This is a genomic window from Cohnella xylanilytica, assembly GCF_014212175.1.
Lineage (GTDB): Bacteria > Bacillota > Bacilli > Paenibacillales > Paenibacillaceae > Cohnella > Cohnella xylanilytica.
This window is the reverse complement of record NZ_JACJVR010000098.1, coordinates 16,791-39,222: the sequence shown is the minus strand read 5'-3', so window position 1 is coordinate 39,222 and position 22,432 is coordinate 16,791. Positions and strand designations below refer to the sequence as shown.

The 22,432-nt window shown below is 62.7% G+C and carries 14 protein-coding genes; 11 read left to right on the top strand and 3 right to left on the bottom strand.

All coding sequences use genetic code 11. From position 1 onward, the window contains the following. The first annotated feature begins 14 nt into the window (after positions 1-14). From H7B90_RS24900 to H7B90_RS24850, 11 genes are all read left to right on the top strand, one after another. Positions 15-1,166 carry an exo-beta-N-acetylmuramidase NamZ family protein gene (locus tag H7B90_RS24900; protein WP_185138606.1) on the top strand — a complete coding sequence of 384 codons (1,152 nt, stop codon included), beginning with the start codon at positions 15-17 and terminating at the stop codon, positions 1,164-1,166. A 350-nt stretch (positions 1,167-1,516) separates the two neighbouring features. Continuing rightward, positions 1,517-3,211: a glycoside hydrolase family 3 N-terminal domain-containing protein gene (locus H7B90_RS24895; protein WP_185138605.1), complete on the top strand. Its 1,695-nt coding sequence runs from the start codon at positions 1,517-1,519 to the stop codon at positions 3,209-3,211. 87 nt (positions 3,212-3,298) lie between these two features. Beyond that, complete coding sequence (locus H7B90_RS24890; RefSeq protein ID WP_185138604.1) at positions 3,299-4,225, top strand: N-acetylglucosamine kinase; 927 nt, start codon at positions 3,299-3,301, stop codon at positions 4,223-4,225. A gap of 492 nt (positions 4,226-4,717) precedes the next feature. Beyond that, complete coding sequence (locus H7B90_RS24885; protein ID WP_311772809.1) at positions 4,718-5,818, top strand: glycosyltransferase family 2 protein; 1,101 nt, start codon at positions 4,718-4,720, stop codon at positions 5,816-5,818. Next, a complete protein-coding gene (locus tag H7B90_RS24880) occupies positions 5,815-6,450 on the top strand; it encodes a glycerol-3-phosphate acyltransferase (protein ID WP_185138603.1) in 636 nt (211 codons plus the stop codon). The genes H7B90_RS24885 and H7B90_RS24880 overlap by 4 nt, the downstream gene beginning before the upstream one ends. A gap of 184 nt (positions 6,451-6,634) precedes the next feature. Next, positions 6,635-7,060: a YvaD family protein gene (locus tag H7B90_RS24875; protein WP_185138602.1), complete on the top strand. Its 426-nt coding sequence runs from the start codon at positions 6,635-6,637 to the stop codon at positions 7,058-7,060. Continuing rightward, the gene (locus H7B90_RS24870; RefSeq protein WP_185138601.1) at positions 7,057-7,614 is read left to right on the top strand and encodes a TetR/AcrR family transcriptional regulator; all 558 of its coding nucleotides are present in this window, start codon (positions 7,057-7,059) and stop codon (positions 7,612-7,614) included. The genes H7B90_RS24875 and H7B90_RS24870 overlap by 4 nt, the downstream gene beginning before the upstream one ends. Before the next feature lie 166 nt (positions 7,615-7,780). Further along, entirely contained in the window at positions 7,781-9,040 is a 1,260-nt protein-coding gene (locus H7B90_RS24865) for an ATP-binding protein (RefSeq protein WP_185138600.1), read from the top strand. A gap of 984 nt (positions 9,041-10,024) precedes the next feature. Further along, positions 10,025-11,137, top strand: coding sequence for a slipin family protein (locus H7B90_RS24860; RefSeq protein WP_185138599.1), 1,113 nt, complete (start codon positions 10,025-10,027; stop codon positions 11,135-11,137). A gap of 195 nt (positions 11,138-11,332) precedes the next feature. Further along, positions 11,333-12,709, top strand: coding sequence for a dipeptidase (locus H7B90_RS24855; RefSeq protein ID WP_185138598.1), 1,377 nt, complete (start codon positions 11,333-11,335; stop codon positions 12,707-12,709). 268 nt (positions 12,710-12,977) lie between these two features. Continuing rightward, on the top strand, positions 12,978-19,985 hold the full coding sequence (locus H7B90_RS24850) for an Ig-like domain-containing protein (RefSeq protein ID WP_185138597.1): 7,008 nt from the start codon (positions 12,978-12,980) through the stop codon (positions 19,983-19,985). A gap of 124 nt (positions 19,986-20,109) precedes the next feature. On the opposite strand, the gene H7B90_RS24845 is transcribed toward H7B90_RS24850, so the two are convergent. The 3 genes from H7B90_RS24845 to H7B90_RS24835 are packed head-to-tail and all read right to left on the bottom strand — an operon-like array spanning position 20,110 to position 22,416. Then, complete coding sequence (locus H7B90_RS24845) at positions 20,110-20,895, bottom strand: glycosyltransferase family 2 protein (protein ID WP_185138596.1); 786 nt, start codon at positions 20,893-20,895, stop codon at positions 20,110-20,112. Then, positions 20,892-21,833, bottom strand: coding sequence for a Gfo/Idh/MocA family protein (locus tag H7B90_RS24840; protein ID WP_185138595.1), 942 nt, complete (start codon positions 21,831-21,833; stop codon positions 20,892-20,894). Before H7B90_RS24840 ends, H7B90_RS24845 begins: the two co-directional genes overlap by 4 nt. Beyond that, complete coding sequence (locus tag H7B90_RS24835) at positions 21,826-22,416, bottom strand: dTDP-4-dehydrorhamnose 3,5-epimerase family protein (protein WP_185138594.1); 591 nt, start codon at positions 22,414-22,416, stop codon at positions 21,826-21,828. Before H7B90_RS24835 ends, H7B90_RS24840 begins: the two co-directional genes overlap by 8 nt. Positions 22,417-22,432 lie beyond the last annotated feature (16 nt).

The window sequence follows — 22,432 nt, the reverse complement described above, 5'->3', positions numbered from 1 at the left end:
GGCTGGGGTGTCCGATGACCGCGAGGGTGCGCAACGGGATCGACAATATCGGCAAGTACGGGCGTCTGTTCGAAGGCAAGCGGATCGGGCTGATCACGGCGCCGACGGGATTGAACGCGGACTTCGTTCCGACGATTCAAATCCTGCACGAGAACTGGCGTCTTGAGGCGCTGTTCTCCCCGGAGCACGGGGTGCGCGGCAACATCGAGGCGGGCGGGCTGGTCGATACGTACATCGATCCGCACACGGGCGTGCCGGTGTACAGCCTGTACCGCCCGGATTCGAAGCGGATGACGGCGGAGATGCTGGACGCGGTCGACATCGTCGTCTACGACATTCAGGACGTGGGCGTTCGTTATTATACTTTTATCTATACGATGTTGTATGCGTTGGAAGACTGCGCGAAGGCGGGCAAGGAATTCGTCGTGCTCGACCGGATCGCCCCGCTGGACGGAGTGACGGTGGAGGGCAACGTGCTGCGGCCGGAGTATCGTTCGTTCGTCGGCAACTATCCGCTGGCAGTGCGCTACGGGCTGACGGCGGGGGAAGTGGCGACGATGGCGAACGACCGGACGGGGTGGAACGCCAAGCTTCACGTCGTTCGCTGCGAAGGCTGGGAGCGGAGCATGCGGTTCCCGGACACGGGCCGGCTGTGGGTGCATCCGTCGCTCGGCATCCCGCGGTACGAGACCGCGTTGCTGTACGCCGGGACGTGCCTGTTCGAGGGGACGAACCTGTCGGAGGGCCGGGGCACGACGTTCCCGTTCGAGATGATCGGCGCTCCGTTCGTCGAGCCTTATCGGCTGGCGGACGAGATGAACCGTCTGGGGCTGCCGGGCGTCCGGTTCCGGCCGGTCTACTTCAAGCCGACGACGTCCAAGTTCCGGGGCGAGACGTGCGGCGGCGTGCAGCTGTACGTGACGGACGCGCTGGCGATTCGGCCGCTCGAGACGGGGCTCTCGCTTCTGTATACGATTAAGCGGGAGGTTGAGGGGTTCGCTTTTCTGCCGCCCATGAAGGAAGGTTCGCGCCCGTTCATCGATCTGCTGTGCGGGGACAGCCTCTATCGGGACGAATCGGTCGGCCTGGCGGACGTGCTGGAGCGGTTCCGCGAGGAGAGCCGGCGGTTCGCGGAGGAGAAGCGGCGGTATCACCTGTACGAGTAGCGCGGGGCGATTGTGGAGGCTAAACCGGAAACGATGCGGCGGCTCTAACGGATTCAGTTGACTCTATTTTGGCCGAATGGCCTGTTTTGAACGCGTAACGGACCGGAAAGATCTTATTTGCCGGATTCCATGGTTTTTTGGGGCGCCTTGGGTGAAATAGCGATTCTCCAGTCCGTTAGCCGCCGGTAAACGGGCGCATGAGCACAAATAGCGATTCTGGAGTTCGTTACGACAGGCCGGATCGGGAGGAGCCGCCGCCGAACGGAGATGGGGACAGGAATCTGCACGATAAGACGGGCCGGTACCTGCCGACATTCGTCCATACATTATAGAGGCTTGGAGAGATCGGAATGGGAGCACGGAGAGACCTAACGCTGCGGGAGAAAATCGGCCAATTGATCGTCACCGGCTTCCCCGGCCCGGTTCCGGGGGAGGAGCTGCGGAGCCTGATCGCCGATTACGGGATCGGCAACGTCATCTTGTTCTCGCACAACGTGGAGAATGCCGCGCAATTGAAGGCGCTGTGCGACGGACTGCGGCGCGAGATCGGGGAGCGCACCGGTTATCCGCCGCTGATCGCCATCGATCAGGAGGGCGGCCGGGTGACCCGCCTGCCGGCGGACGCGACCAACGTTCCCGGCGCGATGGCGATCGCCTCGACCGGCCGCCCGGAGCATGCATATGCCGCGGGAAGGCTGACGGCGCGCGAGCTGCGGGCGCTCGGGATCAACTTCAATCTGGCGCCGGTGCTGGACATCAACAACAATAAGCGGAATCCGGTTATCAACGTCCGCTCGTACGGCGATACGGCCGAGACGGTGGAGCGGTACGGCTTGCATATGCTTCGGGGGCTTCGGGAAGAGGGCGTTCTGGCTTCTGTGAAGCATTTTCCGGGGCATGGGGATACGGCGGTCGATTCCCACTTGGGGCTTCCGGCGATCGGGAAGACGCTGGAACAGCTGCGCGAGCTTGAGCTGAAGCCGTTCGCGGCGGCGTTCGCGCAGGGAGCGGAAGCCGTCATGACGGCGCATATCCTGTTCCCGGAGATCGAGCCGGAGCGGGTTCCCGCCACGATGTCGCGGACGATCGTCACGGAGCTGCTGAAGAAGGAGCTCGGGTTCGGCGGGCTCGTCGTCTCCGATTGCCTGGAGATGGACGCGATCCGGAAGTTCTACGGAACGGCGGAGGGCGCGGTCGGGGCGCTGAAGGCGGGCGTCCACTTGCTGTTCGTCAGCCATACGCCGCGGCTTGTGAGGGAAGCGGTGGAGAGAATCGAGCAGGCGGTACTTGGCGGCGAATTGCCGATGGCCGTCGTGGATGAAGCGGTGGAGAAAGTTCTGTATTATAAGAAGAAATATGGAGAGAACGGGGCGGGCGAAGCAGGCGAGGAGGAAGCGGAGGCGGGGATTGGCGATAGCGGCGCGGGTTCCTCGGCGGCTCGCCTGGCAGTTCTCTCGGCAGCTTCCATGGGAGCTTCCTCGGCAGCTTCGGATTCGGATTCGGCTTCGGGGCTTGCCGTTGTCGGCTGCGAGGCGCATCGCCGGACGGCGGAAGCGATCAGCTTGGAGAGCGTCTGCCTCGTCGGCGGGAAGCTCGAGCCCTTGGCGAAGGGGGCCGGGGATACGCTCTTCGTCGGCTGCTCTCCGTACCGGGCGGACCAGGCTTCAAGCGGCGCCGGGGGAGCGTTCTCCTTCCCGGCCGCGATGGGAGAGGCGTTCGGGGCGGCGCATCGGGTCACGGGCATCGACCCGGACGAAGAGGAGATCCGGCAGATCGCGGAGCAGGCGCAAGGCTATGTGCGCGTCGTAGTCGGGCTAGCGAACGGACGGGATTATCCGGGTCAACTGAAGCTGCTCGAACGTCTGCGGGCGGACGGCCGCCGGGTGACGGCGGTCGCGCTCGGCAAGCCCTACGATCTGGAAGGGTTGGGCGAGGACGTCTGCGCTCTCGCGGCTTTCGAGTATACGCCGCTGGCGCTTCGGTCGCTCGCGAGGATCTTGAGCGGGGAGACTGTGCCCGTCGGGAAGCTGAGCTTATCGCTCTGAGTCCGACCGCCGGATGACCGGGACTGATCGCGGCGTGATCGGAAGGTTGACGCGGACCATGGGGAACGATGAGGAAGGGATGAGACCATGAAGTATGTGGCCGGGCTGGACGGAGGCGGGACGAAGACGGCGGTCGCCGTGGCCGATGGGGCGGGAAGGATCGTACGGACGTTCGAGTCCGGGGCGATCAACTACAACGGCCGGGACGAGGAGAGCGTCCGCACCAGTCTGCGGGAGATGATGGCGGCGATCGCGGACATCTGCGGCGGCCTGGCGAACTGCGGGCACGTCTGCATCGGCGCGGCCGGCGTCAGCAACCCGACGGTCGCCGCCCGGCTGACCGCCGAAGTCCGCGCGTCCGGCTTCGAAGGCGGCCTGACCATCACGGGCGATCAGGAGACCGCGCTGCAAGGCGCGCTCGACAGCCCGTTCGGCGCCGTTCTGATCGCGGGCACGGGCTCGATCTGCTACGGCCGCAACGAGGCCGGCGAGACGCACCGCGCCGGCGGCGGCGGCCATCTGCTGGACGACGGCGGCAGCGGCTACGCCATCGGCCGGGACTTGCTCGCCGCCGTGCTTCAGGCGAGCGACGGACGAATTCCGCCGACGGCGATCGCGGAGCTCGTGTACCGGCGGCTGCAGGCCGATTCGGTGCGGCAGCTCATCGGCTTCGTCTACGATCCGTCGACGAGCAAAAGAGACATCGCGGCGCTCGCTCCGCTTCTGTCGGAAGCCTGCGAAGCCGGCGACCGGGCCGCTCTCGCTATCGCGGAGGCGAGCGCCCGCGCCTTGTTCGCGCTGGTCGTCCCCGTCGTCGGGAGGCTGCGTCTCCAGGACGGAAGCCTGGCGCTCGCGGGAAGCGTGCTGCGCAACAACGCGCACGTGCGGAATGGCTTGCTCGGCCTGCTGGCCGAGAGCTATCCCAAGCTCCGCACGGTCGTTGCTGCGCCGGACGCCGCATCGCTCGGAGCCGTGCGAATCGCCCTGCAAGAGAGCGGTCCCCAAGGGTCATAAAGCCCGGGGAACCGCTCTTTTTTACGCTGCATTCGCCTGCATCGCAGCAGGTCCGCCTAAGCGCCCCCTAATTTTAATCATGGAGGGAAAATAGAGGTTTCTCGATAGCCTGACGAGATTACTCACATTCGCAGAATTCCGAAGTCCGGGTCAAAAGAGAGGAACGCGGTTACTCACATTCGCAAAATTCCGAGGTCCGGGTCGAAAGAGAGGAACGCGGTTACTCACATTCGCAGAATTCCGAGGTCCGGGTCAAAAGAGAGGAACGAGATTACTCACATTCGCAGAATTCCGAGGTCCGGGTCAAAAGAGAGGAATGAGGCCCACTGATATGCATTTCGCCCGCATGCCGCAAGCGAGAAGGCTGAGCCGCCGTTCGGCCGCTGCCGAATCCCCTCTGCAATTACCCATATCCGCCCGAACTTCCCTTTGCTAAAATAAGGATGTCTGAATATTCTTACTTACATAAGGGTATGAGGGGGAAGCGGCGTGGTGGAGACGGTAGTGGCGACGCTATTGGCGCTTGGGTGTGCGGCAGGGTTCGTTCTGTTCCGAAGAAGCACGGTACCGCTCGCAAGCCGCTCTCCCTCCGCCTCGGAGAGACTGTCGGTCATTATTCCGGCCCGCAACGAGGAGGGGAACTTGCCCCACCTGCTGGAATCCCTTCAGGCCCAGAGCCGCCGGCCGGACGAGGTCATCGTCGTCGACGACTGCTCGGAGGACCGGACGAGGGCCGTCGCCGAGAGCTACGGGGTGACGGTCGTCGAGGGGACGCCTCCGCCTCCGGGCTGGACGGGCAAGAACTGGGCGGTGTGGAACGGCTATGCCTGTTCGACCGGGGATCTCGTCGCCTTCCTGGACGCCGACGTCCGGCTGGCTCCCAAGGCGCTGGAATCGCTGCTGGCCGCCAGAGAACAGGCGGGAGGCGTCGTCTCCGTCGTTCCCTACCACTGGACGGAGAAGTTCTACGAGAGGCTGGCGCTCATCCCGAACATTCTGGGCATCTTCGCCTTCACCTCGCCGTTCGAGGAGGCCAATCCCCGGAAGGGGCTGTACGGCTCCTGCATCCTCGCGACGAGAGAGGATTACGAGAAGGCCAAAGGCCACGAAGGCGTCCGCTCGGAGCTGCTGGACGACCTGAACCTGGGAGCCCGGTTCACGGAGTCCGGCGTCCCGGTCCGCAACTTCATCGGCCGCGGCCTGGTGAGCTTCCGAATGTACCCGGGCGGCATCCGCAGCGAAGTCCAGGGCTTCGGCAAAGGCGCCGTCCTCAGCACCGGCAAGCTGTCCGCTTGGACTATCGCGCTCGTCGCGGCCTGGCTGGTCGGCCTGATCGTCTCGGAAGCGGCCCCGTTCCTCCTCGGCACGGCCCTGGCGCTTCCCCTCGCCGTCGGATACCTGCTTTATACGCTGCAAATCTTTTACTTCGTTAAATACGCGGGCCGCTTCGGCGCCGTTTTGCCGGTTCTGCATTTGCTGAGCACGGCTTTTTTCCTCTACGTCATGCTGTACTCGCTGTATCGGGTGTCCGTCACGGGGCGCGTCGCTTGGAAGGGCAGGCATATCGAAGTGGGAGGCAATCACGACCGATGACGATCATCCTATGGACGGCCTTATCCTTCTTGTCGGGTTCCCTCATGTTCTCTTACTGGCTCGGTCTCATCGCCCGGCGCAACCTGAGGATGGTCGGCGACGGCAATCCGGGAGCGCTGAATCTGTGGCGGGCCGCCGGCTTCGCGTATGGACTAACCGGCATCGCGCTCGACTTCCTCAAGGGCTGGGCGCCGGTCTTCGCCTTCTCGGCCGTTCAAGCCGATCCGCCGGGCTACGGCGTCATTCTCGTCGCCTTGGCCCCGATCGCCGGTCATGCCTTCTCGCCGTTCCTGCGCGGGAAGGGCGGGAAGGCGATCGCGGTCACGTTCGGCGTCTGGAGCGGGCTCACCGGCTTCGCCGCCTCGCTGGCCTACGCGATCATCTTGGCCGCGCTGCTGGCGACCGCCCGTTGGCTGGTGAACAAAGGCAAGCCGACGTCCTCGGAAGCGGACGCTTTCCAGGTCGTGTTCGGCATGCTGCTGCTCTCGGTCTACCTGCTCGGAGACGGATATTCGGCCGACGTGCTCTGGTTCTGGCTGGCGAACTTCCTGCTGCTCGTCTACACGCACAGGCGGGGGCTGCGGCTGTTCCTGAAGCGCGTGCCGGCGTACCGAAGCAAGCCGAAGCCATAAGCGGCAGGCCATAGATCATAGATTCGGAGAGAGACGGAGGTCCCTCTCGCCGCCCGGCGGGAGGGACCTTCGCGCGTTCTCGCGTTGACTTCCGGAAGGATCGGGGTTAAGATGTTGGAAAACATAGAAAACAAATTGTTTTCCAATGTTTCCGCGAAAAAATGCGCCCCGAGGAGGAGAGAGCTTGAGCAGAAGCTTGAAAGGATTCATGTGGGCGACGGACATCGGGTTCATCGTCTATTGGCTCGTCACCGCCAGCCATCTGCTTCCGGCGGAATACTTGTACCAGGATTACGAGAACGAGCTGCTCGTCGCCTGGAACTGGTCGTTCGTTCCGCTCGATCTGGCGATATCCGCGACAGGGCTCTGGAGCTTGAGCCTCTACCGGAGAAGGAACCCGGCATGGCCGGCGCTCGCCGCCCTGTCGCTCGCCCTTACGTTCTGCTCCGGGCTGCAGGCTATCGCCTTCTGGGCGATCCGGGGAGACTTCGATCCTCTCTGGTGGGGCCCGAACCTCTTCCTCCTGATCTACCCTCTGTTCTTCCTTCCGGGCTTGATTCGAGTACAGAGAGAAGGAATCCGGACTTCGGAGAGGGGGCCGGCCCAGTGAGGGAGAGAATCGCGCAAGCGGCGGCCGAGGAGATCGCAAGCCGCGGCCTCCGCTTCTCGATGCGGGACGTGGCGGCTCGGCTCGGCATCAGCACGAAGACGCTGTACCAGCACTTCGAGTCGAAGGAGCGGATCATCGAAGAGCTGATCGACCGGGCGATCGGGGAGATGAAGGAAGCGGAAAACCGGCTCGCGGCCGATCCTTCCTTGACCGTCAAGCAGAAATTCCGTCAAGCGCTCGTCATCCTGCCGCGGGGATTCGCCTACCAGACGATGACGGTGCTAAGCGAGCTCCGAACGCGCTATCCGGAATCCTGGGCGAAGGTCGACGCGCACTTGAACGAGGGATGGAACCGGATCCGGCTGCTGGCCGAGGAAGGAATGGCGAGCGGAGAATTCCGGCCGTTCGATATCGAACTGTTCATTCAAGCCTACGTCGGCGCCTGGTACCGGCTGATGGAAGATCGCCCGACGGCGGGCCGCGCGCTGTCGATGGGGAAGGCGCTGGAAGGGCTGGCCGACCTGCTGACGGAAGGCGTTTACGCTTCCCGATAGACTTGCGAAGACGGCCGATAGGACTTTGGAATCGGCGCAATCCGCATCCGTTTTCCCCCTCTGCCCGGACTCTTTTTATAGTATGATAGAGAAGATAAGTACACGGTCCGCAAGCCTGGGGAACCAGCGTCCGGGGGGAGCTATGCTCGCGCATATCAAGGATTTCATGTTGAATATCTTTATTATTTTCGCCCCGCTGCTGCTGTACCCGCATCTTCTGAAGCTGAGGAACAAGCCGAGGGTGCAGAGGTTCCTGGTGTTCGTCCTCTACGCCGGCGCCCTCGTCGCCACGATGTCCTTCCCGATCCAGCTGGACGGCGCCACCTACGACTTCCGCTCCATCCCCCTGACGGTCGGCGCCTTATACGGCGGGTGGCCCGTCTCTATCATGCTCTACGCGACGCTCCTGGCGATCCGTTATTATTCCGGGGCGCCGCACATCCTCCTGTACTGCCTGTCGCTCCTGCCCACGTTCCTGCTCGCCTTCCTCGCCGTTCGCCGGTTCGGGGAATTGCGTCTCGTTCCGAAGATAGCCGTCGCCGTCGCGCTATGCACCCTGATCAAGCTGGTGGCGTTCATCATCTACTTCTCCGGAATCGGCCAGCTTCGCACGTTCGCCTTCCACTTCTGGGAGACGGCCCAGACCTACCTTCTTCAAGGCGTTATCGTCGCCCTGTGCGTCTATCTGATCGAATCTCTCGATCGTCACCAGCAGATACAAGAAGAGCTGATTCGCGGCGAGAAAATGAAAATCGTCGGGGACATGGCAGCCTCCGTCGCCCACGAGATCCGCAACCCCCTGACGACCGTCCGAGGCTTCATTCAATTGCTGGCGACCGTCCCGCTGACCGAGACGAAGAAGGCCGAATACAAGAATCTGTGCCTGGAGGAGCTGAACCGCGCCGAACGGATCATCTCCGATTATTTGTCGCTCGCGAAGCCCGATCCCGAGCAGATCGAGACGATCGATCTGAACGAGGAGCTCGATTACCTGTCTAACGTTCTTCTGACCTACGCGAACTACAACGATATCCAGATTCGGGTTCACGCGTCGAGAGAGAGCGGATTGACGGCGACCGGCGACCGCTCCAAGTTCCGTCAGGCTCTCGTCAATATCGGCAAGAACGCGATCGAAGCCATGGAGAACGGAGGTACCTTGGAGCTTCGGACGGACAAGCGGAGCGACGGCCCCGCAATCGTTGTCAGCGACTCCGGGGTCGGCATGACCGCGGAGCAGATCAAGCGCCTGGGCACTCCCTACTACTCGACCAAGACCAAAGGCACCGGACTCGGGACGATGGTGTCGTTCAGCATCATCAAGAAGATGAACGGACGAATCCGCATCAAGAGCGACGTGGGCAGAGGGACGGAATTCGCCATCGTGTTCCCGGAACGATCGTGGAGCGAAGAACGTCAATCGGGTTGAAAAGCACAATCGTAAGCGCCGCCGACCCCCGGCCGGCGTTTTTTTTCTTGGGATGACGATTTGACTAACGGAACTTGTCCCGGAATCGTTGGATTCGGATGCCAATATCGACGTTACTATCGGAACCCATCCCACGGGTTCGTCGGTACAAGCTCTAACGGATTCAGGAGTCGCTATTTAGCGCCAAAAGCCCATTTTGAGAATCTAACGGACTCAGGCGTTCTTATTTCGGCCAATCGAGGGGAAATGCGGGCATCCGGAACGAAATAACGTCTGTACGATCCGTTAGAATTCAAATTCGCCCATTTCCAACGAATTAGCGTCTCCTGGGTCCGTTAGCGCACGTTAGCGCCTGCCGCCCGCCTTCGGAAACCGGAATCGACAGAATCCCGTTGGACCCCGCCAATCTGTATGTGAATTGGACATTCGCAGTTTTTTTGCGAGCTGCCGAAGCCCGTTCGCCATACTTCCGCCATGTTCGGATGCTCTCGAATGAGCGATGATAGGAACGGGCCGACGAGAACGGCCATCCTGCGAAGCTTGGGATCTCGGAACGGTCCCGCGGTGCCGGGGCGATCGCCTTCGGCATGCCGCAGAGATGGGCGGCGCGGCTCTACCATATAGGAGGTTCGACTCCTCCGTCACTCTGTCAAGTGAAGCCGTGGCAGGCACTCGATTAGGGATCGAGGAATTATTTTGCGAAGCGCCACGCCCCGGAATCCTCGGCGGCCCGCCTTCGGGCGGCCGCGCCCGCGCCGAGCCTTGAAGTCCGCGAACGCCGGACGAAGCCGAAGCTCTTCCTTCCTCCGCTAGCGCCCCCTTGACGCCGCCGATTCGAAGTCGGAATCGGAGCGGCATGGGCAGCCTGCGGAACGTAGGCCGGGCCGAGCTTCCTCCCGAAGCGAGACTCCGCATCGCGCGCCGGGGAGGGTTCCGGCGCAAGGCCCCCCCTATTTTCCGCTAATGAAAGAGAAGGTGAAGAAGATGACCAAGTTCATCATACGCGAGGACGAGAGAGGCCTCCTGTTCCGGGAGGGGCGCTACGTCAAGCCGCTCGCCCCCGGCACGTACCGGTTCTGGTCCTTCGCGAACCATGAGATCGCGACGCTCAAGACGAACCAGCCCTTCCGCGTTCCCGAACGCGACATCGAGCCGTTCCTGCAGGACGATCGGCTGCGCGCCGAGCTGACCGTCGTCGACGTGCCGGATTACGAATACGCGCTCCACTTCGAGGACGGCAAGTTCGCGAGGCTGCTGACGGCGGGCAAGCACGCGTTCTGGAACGTCTGGAAGCGGCACGAATTCGTCCGGGTCGACGCGCGCGATCCGGAGATTCCGCCGGAGGTCGACGTCTCGGTGCTGACCCGCATCGGCTCGGCTTACGTGCAGAGCTACGAAGTCGCCAGCCACGAGGCCGGCCTGCTGTTCATCGGCAACGAGTTCGAGCGGACGCTGAAGCCGGGCGTCTACCGCTTCTGGCGGGGTCCCGTGCCGGCGCTCGTAAGGACGGTGGATATGCGCCAGCAGCAGCTGGACATGACGGGCCAGGAGATGATGACGGAGGACAAGGTGACGCTGCGCCTGAACTTCGTCTGCCAATACCGGATCGTCGATCCGCTCAAGTCGCTGGAGATCCGGTCGTTCGAGGATCAGGTCTACGTGCTGCTGCAGCTGATTCTTCGGGAGTACGTCGGCACGATGAAGCTCGACGAGCTGCTGCGCGCGAAGCAGGAGGTCGGCTCCTATGCGCTGGGCAAGCTGAAGGAGAAGGCCGGGGACTACGGCGTCGAATTCCTGTCCGCGGGAGTGAAGGACATCATCCTTCCCGGCGACGTGAAGGAGATTCTGAACACCGTCCTGATCGCGGAGAAGAAGGCGCAGGCGAATCTGATCACCCGCCGCGAGGAGACGGCGTCCACGAGAAGCCTGCTCAACACGGCCAAGCTGCTCGACGAGAACGAGACGCTGTACCGGCTCAAGGAGCTGGAGTTCATGGAGAAGATCTGCGACAAGATCGGCAGCGTCTCTCTCTCGAACGGGGGCAATGTGCTGGAGCAGCTGAACTCGTTGTTCTCGGTTCGGGGAACGAGGGGATAAGGGGGGCGACGGGGAATCCGCGCCCGCCTTTTTTTTTGTCCGCGCTCCGTTTGGAAGGCGGTTTGCTTGGGAGAGCGGCATGGGGCTTCCGGTTCGGCCTCGGGAGGCGCCGCTTCTTCTTCCGAAGGTTAGGCATTCGGGCCGCGCAGTGGTAAAATCGGGGAAGAAGCCCATTGAAGAAAGGAATCCATGCCCATGAGCAGCTATAACGAGTATTTCGCCGGCCGTCGCGACGAGCATCTGAACGAGCTGAAGGAATGGCTGTCCATTCCGAGCATCTCCGCCTTATCCGAGCACAAGCCCGACGTGAACGCCGCCGCCCGCTGGCTGGCCGACGCGTTGACCCGGGCCGGCATGGAGAAGGTCGAGGTCCACGAGACGAAGGGCCATCCGATCGTCTACGCCGAGCATCTGAAGGCGCCGGGCCGCCCGACGGTTCTGATCTACGGCCACTACGACGTGCAGCCCGTCGATCCGCTGCACCTGTGGACGACGCCGCCGTTCGAGCCGGACGTGCGCGACGGGAAGATCTTCGCGCGGGGAGCGACCGACGACAAAGGCCAATTGTTCCTGCACGTGAAGGCGGTCGAAGCGATTCTACGCCAGGAGGGCGAGCTTCCGGTCAACCTCAAGTTCTGCGTCGAGGGGGAAGAGGAGGTGTCCGGCGAGAGCCTGCCCGCCTTCCTCGAAGCGAACCGGGAGAAGCTGAAGACGGACGCGGTGATCATCTCCGACTCCTCCTTGCTCGAGCCTGGCAAGCCGTCGATCTGCACCGGCCTGCGCGGACTCTGCTCGCTGGAGGTGACGGTGACGACGGCCAAGACCGACCTGCACTCCGGCCTGTACGGCGGCGCGGTGCCGAATGCCCTGCACGCGCTCGTCGCCCTGCTGGACACGCTGCATGACGACCAAGGACGCGTAGCCGTGGAAGGCTTCTACGAAGGAGTGCCCGTGCTGAGCGAGCTCGAGAAGGCGGACCTCGCCAGCTACAACCCGGACGAGAAGAAGCTGGCGGCGGACCTCGGGCTCGACGCGTTGTACGGGGAGGAAGGCTACTCGTTCACCGAACGCACCGGCGCCCGCCCGACCCTGGAGCTCAACGGCGTATGGGGCGGCTTCCAAGGGGAAGGGACGAAGACGGTCATTCCGAAGGAGGCGCATGCCAAGATCACGTGCCGCCTCGTCGGCGCGCAGGATCCGCAGGCGACGCTGGACCGGATCGAGAGCCATCTGAGGAAGCACATTCAGCCGGGCGCGAAGCTGCGGATCGTGCAAGGCGAGAAGGCGCTGGCGTTCACGTGCGATCCGTCGGACCCGATGCTGCAGCTCGCGGCGGACGCCTACGAGGAAGTATACGGCGCCCGCGCGGTGTTCACGAAGGATGGCGGGTCGATTCCGGTCGTCGCCACCTTCGCCCGGGTTCTCGAGGCTCCCGTCGTCATGATGGGCTTCGGGCTGCCCGACGAGAACCTGCACGCCCCCGACGAGCACTTCAGCCTGGACAACTTGGACAAAGGGTTGCTTACGATCGTCAACTATTTGCATAAGGTCGGGCAAGGCGCTTCCAAGTAAAAGATGCGCGCGATCAGGCCCCTCCGCCCATGCCGGCGGAGGGGCTTTTTGGTCTTTCTGCAGGGTTGCTAACGATACGTTGTGTATATAGTCCTGGTTCTTACGGGCTAGAGGCGAACCGGCAGAAGAAGCGCGATATCCCGGACAAGCCCGGTCCTGACTAATCACGTGACCGTCACCTTGACCCCGGTCACTGGTCATATGACGTTACAGTTCGTTACATTCAAGTGGATATCCAATGCTGAACCTGCGGAGAGGAGAGCGTATCGTGTCGCGTCTCGTAAAATGGATTTTATGTTTATTGCTTCTTATGCCTTATGTGCCTTGGACGCAGGGAAGGCCGGCGTATGCTACGTCGGCGCTTCCCTGGATCGCGTCCGGCTATGTCAATAATCTGGCGATCAAGCCGGACAACTCGTTGTGGATGTGGGGCAGAGGCGATGCCGGACAGATCGGGAACGGCTCGAAGGCGAGCCAGACGCTGCCGACTTTCGTCATGCCGGACGTGGCGACGGCTTCCGGCGGCTCCTTTTTCACGCTGGCGGTCAAGACGGACGGAACGGTATGGAGCTGGGGGACGAACACCTACGGCCAGCTCGGGGACGGGAACGACACCGGGGTTCGGCTGACCCCCGGGCAGGTCATCGATCCCTTGGATCCGAGCGGATACTTGACCGGCGTAACCCAGGTCGCCACGGGAATGGACTATGCCGCCGCTCTGAAGGAGGACGGCACCGTATGGACGTGGGGCCGCAATGCGCTCGGCGCCCTCGGATACGACGGCGAGCAGCGGCGGACGCCGACTCAGGTGACGGGCAACGGGCTCGGTTCCGTGAAGGTGAAGCAGGTCGTGGCCAAAGGCTATACGCTGGCGCTTGACGAGCAAGGCCGCATATGGGCTTGGGGCAACAACTCGAACGGCATGCTCGCGGACGGAACCCGGAAGGAGCGCAGCACTCCGATCCCGATCGCGATGCCCGTGCAGATTCCGCCGCCGGGCAACGAGGGCAGCAACGGCGGGAGGGGACTGCAGGCGGGGGAGAACGAAGAACCGCAAGCGGAAGGCGAAACGGCCGACCCGACTGAACCGGCCAAACCGACCGAACCGGCGGAAACAGCCGACCCGGCGGAGAAGCCTTCCGAGGCGGCCGGGGAGATCCGGAATCCGGACTCGGAGACGCCGGCTCCGGACGGACAGAGGATGCCGCAAGGCCAAGAAGGAGAGACTTCGGCGAATTCTTCCGGCGATGGCGCCGACGACCAGCCGCAAGAATCCCCGGCAACGGGAGGAGACGACCAACCGCAGCCTTCTTCCGATCCGGACGAAGGGAACGAGCCGCAGCCGTCTCCGAGCCCGGGAGAGGAAGAGCCGCAGCCGTCTCCGAGTCCGGGAGTAGAAGAGCCGGTGCCGACGCCGCTTCCGGACGAGGAGCCTTCTTCGGAGGAGGGAATCGCATCCGCGACGGTCGAGGAGATGTGGACCGGCGTCGACGCGATCTCCGGCTCGCCGCATCACGTGCTTGCGTTGAAGGACGGATACGTCTATGCCTGGGGGTTCAACTTTACCGGCCAGATCGGCGACGGATCGGTCTACAACGACCATTTTCGGCCTACGCTGGTTATCGGAGGAGCTTCGGGAACGGAGCTTCTGGATCACGTGAAGGCGATCGCGGCCGGGGACGGCTTCTCTCTCGCCCTTAAGGAAGACGGGACCGTCTGGGGCTGGGGCGCGAACGGAGGCTATCAGCTCGGAGACGGGACGACCGCGACTCGCTTGTCTCCCGTAGCGGTGCGAGGACCCGACGGTCAGCCGCTGACCGACATCGTGGCGATCTCCGCCGGGAACGGCTTCTCGCTGGCGCTGCAATCGGACGGCACGCTGTGGGCGTGGGGTTCCAACGCGTCCGGCGTTTACGGCAACGGCTCCTGGAGCCAGTCGAACGTACCCGTCAAGGTGAAGCTCTATACGCAGAACGCGGATCTGAGCGGCCTGCAGCTGTCCGCGGGGACGCTGAACCCGGCGTTCTCCAGCGCGGTAACCGAGTATGCCGCCGAGGTCGGCAGCGACGTGGAGTCCGTCACGGTCACTCCGACGCTAGCCGACGCGGCGGCCCGCGCGAAGGTCGGCCGCGCCGGAGGCGACCTGCAGCAGGTGCCCAGCGGCCAGGCGAGCCAGCCGATCCCGCTGAGCGAAGGACCGAACGAGCTGGTCGTTCAGACGGCTTCGCAGGATTCGAGCCTGACCAAGACGTACAAAGTGACGGTGACCCGTGCGGCGGGGCCGAGAGGTCCGACGGCTTACGATTACCACGTGACTCCTACGGAGGGAATGGCGATTACGGACCGGTTCCTCGCCATTGACGAGGAGGGGGCTCCGTTAACCTTTACGATCGTCGATCCGCCCGCGCAGGGCACGCTTTACGACAAGAAGAACGGGACCTATGAATACACCCCCAAGAAGGGCGCGTCCGGGACGGACCGGTTTACGTACAAAGCTTATAACGGCAAGGCGTATTCCAATCTCGCCACGGTCACGATCGACTATCCGACGGACGGCAATCGGGAGCCTGCCGGCGGAGACCTGGATCTGCTCACGATCCGGGACGAACCGGTGACGAGCCGGCTGTACGGCTATGACTCCGACGGGGACGCGTTAAAGCATATTCTTTTGACCCAGCCGATCCATGGAACTCTCGATTTGGACGCGAATACCGGACTTGCGACATATACGCCCTCCGCGGGATACACGGGAACCGATTCGTTCGTTTATCAGGTATTTGACGGGAAGGCTTACTCGAAGACGGGGCTCGCGACGGTGAAGGTGGGCGAAGGACCGGACGAAGCGCCGACGGCCGCGGACATCAAGCTGGATGCGCAGACAGGAACGTCGGCAGCGGGGCGGCTGTCGTTCTCGGATCCGGACGGACCGGGCGAGGGCCATCAATACCGGATCTTGAGAACGGCCTCCAAGGGGATGCTTCTCATCTATCGAGACGGCAGCTTCACCTACGATCCGCGCCAGGGAGAGACGGGAACCGACACGTTTGCCTACCAGGTCTTGAACGGCAAGCGGATGTCTAATATCGCCACGGTCACAATCGAGATCGGGGCCCAGCCCGGGAAGGGGCCTCGGGCTTACGACTTCCACGAGACCACGCGCGGCGACGGCAGGGTGCAGGATTATCTGATCGGCATCGATCCGGATGGGAAGGAGCTCACGTACGAGGTCGTCGACCGGCCGACGAAGGGTACCCTTAACGCGAAGCCGGACGGAGGCTTCACCTATACGGCCCGAGAGGACGCGACCGGAACGGACAGCTTCACCTATAAGGCCTACAACGGAGAGGCTTACTCGAATTTGGCTACGGTCACGATCAACTTCCGGGACGTAACCAATCAGGCTCCCATCTCGAAGGAGAGCAGCACAAGGTGGACGATTCGGAACACTCCGCTGACGAGCCGGGTGGACGGGGTCGACCGCGACCGCGATCCGCTGAAGTATCTGGCTCTCACGCAGCCGCTGCACGGGAAGCTGGAGCTGGACGAAGGGTCGGGAACGATGACCTATACGCCCGATGAGGGCTTCTCCGGGGACGATCTTTTCTACTATCAGGTGTTCGACGGGCAGGCGTACTCCATCACGAGTTTAGTGATGATCCAGGTACATGAAGGTCCGGACGAAGCGCCGGTCGTACAGGATGTAACTTTAAAAACGAATGTGGACACGCCGATCGTTCATACGCTGACCGGCACGGATCCGGACCAACCGGCGGGGGAGCTTGGCATGGTCATCGTGACTTCGCCGCTGGGTACCCTCTCTACGGAGGATAACACGCTTAGATATACTCCTCCTCCGGGTTTCACCGGCACGGATACGTTCTACTACCAGGCGGAAGACGGGCAGCGAATGTCCAACATCGGGAAAATCACGGTGGAGGTAGCGCCGAATAACGGGAAGGCGCCGGTCGCTGCGGACTTCCACATCACGCCTATCGGGAACGACGCGTGGGAAGATAAGCTGATCGCGACGGACAAAGACGGCGACGCGCTGACGTACAGCATCGTGAATGCTCCGGTGAAGGGGACGCTGAACGCGAAGCCGGACGGGACGTTCACGTACACGCCCTTGTCGGGAGCGACGGGTACCGACAAGTTCACGTACAAGGCGTTCGACGGGAAGCAGTATTCGAACGTGGCGACGGTGACGGTCGTCTTCCGGGTGCCGCCGAACTTCCCGCCGGTCGCGTGGAGTCCGCTGCTGTACACGATCGCCGATACGCCGGTAACGAGCCGGATGAACGCCTACGACAGCAATCGCGATCCGCTTGCGTACTTGCTGCTGTCGCAGCCGATGCACGGAACGGTGCAGTTCGACCGGAATACCGGCGTCATGACGTATACGCCTGAGGCGGGATACATCGGCTCGGATAAGTTCTACTACCAGGTATTCGACGGTCAGGCGTACTCGGGGACGAGACCGGTGGAGCTCAGGGTAGCGGAAGGGCCGGACGAAGCGCCGGTCGTCCAGGACGTCAAGTTGAAGACGAAGGAAGGCACTCCGTTCGAATACACGCTGACGGCCACGGACTCGGATTCCCCGGCCGAGGCGCTGTATCTCAAAGTGATCACGATGCCGTATAACTTCAAGTACACGCAGAACGGCAACAAGGCTACGTTTACGCCGAACGAGGGCTTCTCGGGCACCGAGACGTTCTACTATCAGGCGCACGACGGCAAGCGGATGTCCAACGTAGGCGCGATCACGATCGAGGTTACGCCGACGAACACGAATGCGCCGGTCGCGGCAGACTTCCACACCACGCCTATCGGGAACGACGCGTGGGAAGATAAGCTGATCGCGACGGACAAAGACGGCGACGCGCTGACGTACAGCATCGTGAATGCTCCGGTGAAGGGGACGCTGAACGCGAAGCCGGACGGGACGTTCACGTACACGCCCTTGTCGGGAGCGACGGGTACCGACAAGTTCACGTACAAGGCGTTCGACGGGAAGCAGTATTCGAACGTGGCGACGGTGACGGTCGACTTCCGGGTGCCGCCGAACTTCCCGCCGGTCGCATGGGTCTTTCCGCTATACACGATCGCCGACACGCCGGTGACGAGCCGGATGAACGGCTACGACAGCGAGCGCGATCCGTTGACGTACCTGATACTGGCGCAGCCGACGCACGGGCTGGTACAGCTCGACCGGAGCACGGGCGTGGCGACGTATACGCCGGAGGCGGGATACATCGGCTCGGATAAGTTTTACTATCAAGTGTTCGACGGCAAGGCATATTCGGCCACCAAATCGGTAGAGGTCAAGGTAAGCGAAGGACCTGCCGAAGCTCCGGTCGTGAAGGACGTAACGCTGAAGTCGAAGGACGGCAAGCCGGTCGAGCATACGCTGACGGCCACAGACCCGGATACCCCGGCGGAGTCGTTGTATATCCGCATCATCTCGATGCCTTACGACCTCAAATACAAGCTGGACGGCAAGAAACTTACGATTACGCCGAATGAAGGCTTCACCGGAACCGAGACGATCTATTACCAGGCTGAAGACGGCAAGCGAATGTCCAATGTGGGCGCGATCACCGTTCAGGCAGAAGCCGTCAACGTGAACGCGCCGACGGCGGCGAGCTTCCGGTTCACGGCGGAAGCGGCGAAGGCCTCGCAATTGACGCTGGCGGCGACCGACAAGGATGACAACGCGCTGACGTACAGCATCGTGAGTCCGCCGAGCAAGGGCAAGCTGGCGGATCTGGGCAACGGCAAGTACTCGTATACGCCGAACACGGGAGCGACGGGCACCGACAAGTTCACGTACAAGGCGTTCGACGGGAAGCAATACTCGAACGCGGCGACGGTGACGATCGACTTCCTGAAGGACCCGAACCAGGCGCCGATGACCGGACTGGCGGGCATCCTGCTCACGACGAAGAACAATGCGGCCTCGTCGATGCTCAACGGGTGGGATGCGAACGGCGACCGAATGACGTTCGCGATTGTGGCCCAGCCGGTACACGGGAAGCTGAAGGTGGATACGTCGAAGGGCACCGTAACGTATACGCCCGACAAGGACTTCACGGGTACCGACCGGTTCTATTACCAGATTTACGACGGGAAGGCCTACTCCTCGCCCGGCGCGTTCAGCGTGCTGGTGTCGGACGGAGCGAACCAACCGCCGACCGTGAAGGACTTGACGCTGGAGACGAAGGAAGACGAGAAGGTGTCGGTGGAACTGAAGGGAACGGACCCCGAAGGGGAGGAACTGATCCTGCGCGTCGTGAGGTACGCGGATGTGGGAGGCACCTGGACGAACGGCAATACGATTACGTATGAGCCGCCGAAGGGATTCGCGGGCACGGCGACGTTCTACTACCAAGCCTTCGACGGGACGCGGTCTTCGAATGTCGGGAAGGTTACGGTGACGGTGAAGGCCGTCAACGTGAACGCGCCGACGGCGGCGAGCTTCCGGTTCACGGCGGAAGCGGCGAAGGCCTCGCAATTGACGCTGGCGGCGACCGACAAGGATGACAACGCGCTGACGTACAGCATCGTGAGTCCGCCGAGCAAGGGCAAGCTGGCGGATCTGGGCAACGGCAAGTACTCGTATACGCCGAACACGGGAGCGACGGGCACCGACAAGTTCACGTACAAGGCGTTCGACGGGAAGCAATACTCGAACGCGGCGACGGTGACGGTCGACTTCCTGAGGAGCCCGAACGTGACGCCGAATGCGGGGACGGCAAGCCTGCTCACGACGAAGAACAATGCGGTCGCTTCGATGCTGAACGGATGGGATGCGTATGGGGAACGGTTGAGCTACGTCATCGTGACGCAGCCGGTACACGGGAAGCTGAAGGTGGATACGTCGAAGGGCACCGTGACGTATACGCCGGACCCGGGCTTCACGGGCACCGACCGGTTCTACTACCAGTCCTACGACGGGAAGGCGTATTCCCCGATGGGCGTGGGCAACGTGCAGGTGGTAGACGGGGTGAACCAACCGCCGAGAGTGACGGACCTGGCGCTGGAGACGAAGGAAGATACGAGCGTGTCCGTGGAGCTGAAGGGAACGGATCCCGAAGGGGCGGCGCTGATGCTGAGGGTCGTGAGGAACGCGGACATAGGCAACGCCGGGACGACGGGCAAGACGATGACGTATACGCCGCCGAAGGGCTTCACGGGCACGGCGACGATCTACTACCAGGCCCTCGACGGGGCGAGAATGTCGAACGTCGGGAAGATTACGGTGAAGGTGACCCGCTGAGGAGCAGGTTTTCCGGGTTTAACGTTAACGAAGTTAGTTATTCGCCTCTTTAAACATCTATTGATACACAAACGAACGACAACCCCCTGGACGGACGCGAAGGCGTCCCGTCAGGGGGTTGGCTTTATTCGGAAGACGGCGAATCCGTATCATCTCCGCCCCCGGGATGGGGCGAGACCTCCGCCTCCCGGAGGATGTCGCGGATGGCCGGAGAGACGATGAGCTCGGCCCAGTAAGCGGTCTCCTTTTCCCGTTGCTCAAGGGTCATGGAAGGTCGCAGGGATGAGGGGAAGCTTACGGACGTGATCTCCGGAACCGTCGACAGGACGACGTGTTCCAATCGCAGGAACTTCCGCCACATGTTCAGATCGCTCCACACCCCTTCCGGACCGGGAGCCCAACCCTCGGGAAGGCGAAAGTACGTATCCAGCCGGTGCGAGGCCGCGGTCGGACCGAAAATATTGAAGGGCTGCTCGAGCATCAGCTCTCGAATCGCCGGATCCTCCAGCGCATTCCGGAAGACGGACAACCTGCCGCCTTGGAAGAAGGCGTAGAGGCTGTGGACGAATTCGGCGCGCTCCAGCGCTTGCCCCATTCGCCGCAAGTGGTCGGGAAGCCACAGATCGTCGTCGCATAAGTACCCGACGTATCGCCCTCGGGCTGCGAGCAGCACTTCATGCCGGTACGCCTCTCCGTGGCGGGCGCCCTTGGGACGGTCGAGCACGCGGAACCGGGAATCCCGCCGCGCGAATTCGAAGGCGATCTCGCGTCCCTCTTCGACGGCGCTGTCGCAGACGACGAAGACCTCATAATCCGAGAGGGACTGATTCCGAACGGAATCGAGCGCGTAACGAAGCAGGCGGCCATTGCGGTAAGTCGGCACCACGATGCTGAACAAGGGAGCCGTCACGCGTCTTCCCCGCAGTCGTAGAGCTTCTCCCGGACCTCGAAGACGCGGCGCAAGATCCGAAGCTCGTCTTCGATAGAGCTGAGCGGAGGAGGACCGCCGCGCAAATAATCGAGAAAGACGCGCAATTGCCGATGCAGCGGCCATTCCTTCGAGATCGGCCGAATCTCCGGAGATTCGCCTTGCCCGTAACGGTACAGGCGGATGGCATCCGAATAGCTGTCCGTCAAGCTCGCGACCCCCTTCTCGAATCCCGTCGAGAAGGAACGGACGTTGCCGGGAACGAGATTGTTCACGTCCAGGGCGACGCGGAGGTCCCGCTTCGGATCGAACAGGTTGGCGACGAATCCGAACCGGTTGGATCCGACCGGATTCGGGATCACGGTATCGATCGGCGGGAGATCGCCAAGCAAGTGAAGCGCGATAGACAGATCGTGAGGAAGAAGGTGAAGCGCGCAATCGACGTCCGGATGCTGCCTGCCCCAATTGGTTCGCTGCAAGCGAAGGCCCCTCAGCGCGCCCAATTCGCCGGAGCGGATCAAATCCGAGAGCGCCTCGATGCCCGGATGGTACCTCCACTTGTGCATGACCCGCACCAACTCGCGGGCTTCAGCCGCCAAGGCTTCCGCTTCCTTCAGGTCGATCGCTAGAGGCTTCTCGACGTAGATAGGCCGGCCCCGAGGCAGCAGAGCCCGGATATTCCCGACATGGGCGCTGGCAATGCTCGCCACGACGTAACCGTCGATGCTCTCCTCCAGCTCGTCGATAGAGCCGACGATCCGGTCGGCGCCATAGGTGAGAGCGTTGGCCCGGCTCGCCTCGGATCTCGCGACGACGCTGACTCTGGCCCCAAGCTGCTTGAGATCGCGTAGAACTAATCTTCCCCATCGTCCGCATCCGACCAAGCCGACGTGAAGGCCGGAGCCGGAATGGCTATTCAATAGAAGCACCTCCGCGAAGTGAGGGTACGTCCGAAGGAGGCTCGAGCAGCTCCAACAGGCGGGTCTGCATGTTCGCGAACGATCCGGCAGCCCGGTCCTTGTCGGACAGATATCTTGGCTCGGCGAACGGCCACGGAACCGCGACGCCCGGATCGTCCCAGCGGCACGATAGCTCGTCGGCCGGGTCCCAGTAACGGGTCACCCCGTACAGATGGGCGGCTTCGACCGCGAACCAGAAGCCGTGTCCGACTCCCGGCGGGATATAGACCAGCTGCGGATCTTCGGCGTCGATAACCGTCACGGCCGCCATTCCGTATGTGCGGGACCAGGGTCGCATGTCCTGCAGACCGAGATGCAGACGTCCGGCCAGAACGGTCAACAAGTCGTGGTGATTCGCATGCACGTGGAAGCCGCGCAGCGTTCCCGGGCGGCTGCGGCACGCGTTCCATTGCACGGCTGGCAGCCCAGCGGCGAACCATTCCGCGCGGTAGACCTCCGTCAGCGATCCTCTCGAATCTTCGATTCGGCACAGCGGCAGCTTGCGCACCCCATGGGGCAGGCCTGCCGGAAGGGCGTCGACCATCGTGGATCCCCCTTAG

Bases quoted from the DNA above. Each gene is read 5' to 3' on its own strand.
- H7B90_RS24855 (WP_185138598.1), top strand. From the start codon at position 11,333: ATGAGCAGCTATAACGAGTATTTCGCCGGCCGTCGCGACGAGCATCTG.
- H7B90_RS24880 (WP_185138603.1), top strand. From the start codon at position 5,815: ATGACGATCATCCTATGGACGGCCTTATCCTTCTTGTCGGGTTCCCTC.
- H7B90_RS24835 (WP_185138594.1), bottom strand. From the start codon at position 22,416: ATGGTCGACGCCCTTCCGGCAGGCCTGCCCCATGGGGTGCGCAAGCTG.
- H7B90_RS24860 (WP_185138599.1), top strand. From the start codon at position 10,025: ATGACCAAGTTCATCATACGCGAGGACGAGAGAGGCCTCCTGTTCCGG.
- H7B90_RS24900 (WP_185138606.1), top strand. From the start codon at position 15: ATGACCGCGAGGGTGCGCAACGGGATCGACAATATCGGCAAGTACGGG.
- H7B90_RS24890 (WP_185138604.1), top strand. From the start codon at position 3,299: ATGAAGTATGTGGCCGGGCTGGACGGAGGCGGGACGAAGACGGCGGTC.
- H7B90_RS24865 (WP_185138600.1), top strand. From the start codon at position 7,781: ATGTTGAATATCTTTATTATTTTCGCCCCGCTGCTGCTGTACCCGCAT.
- H7B90_RS24895 (WP_185138605.1), top strand. From the start codon at position 1,517: ATGGGAGCACGGAGAGACCTAACGCTGCGGGAGAAAATCGGCCAATTG.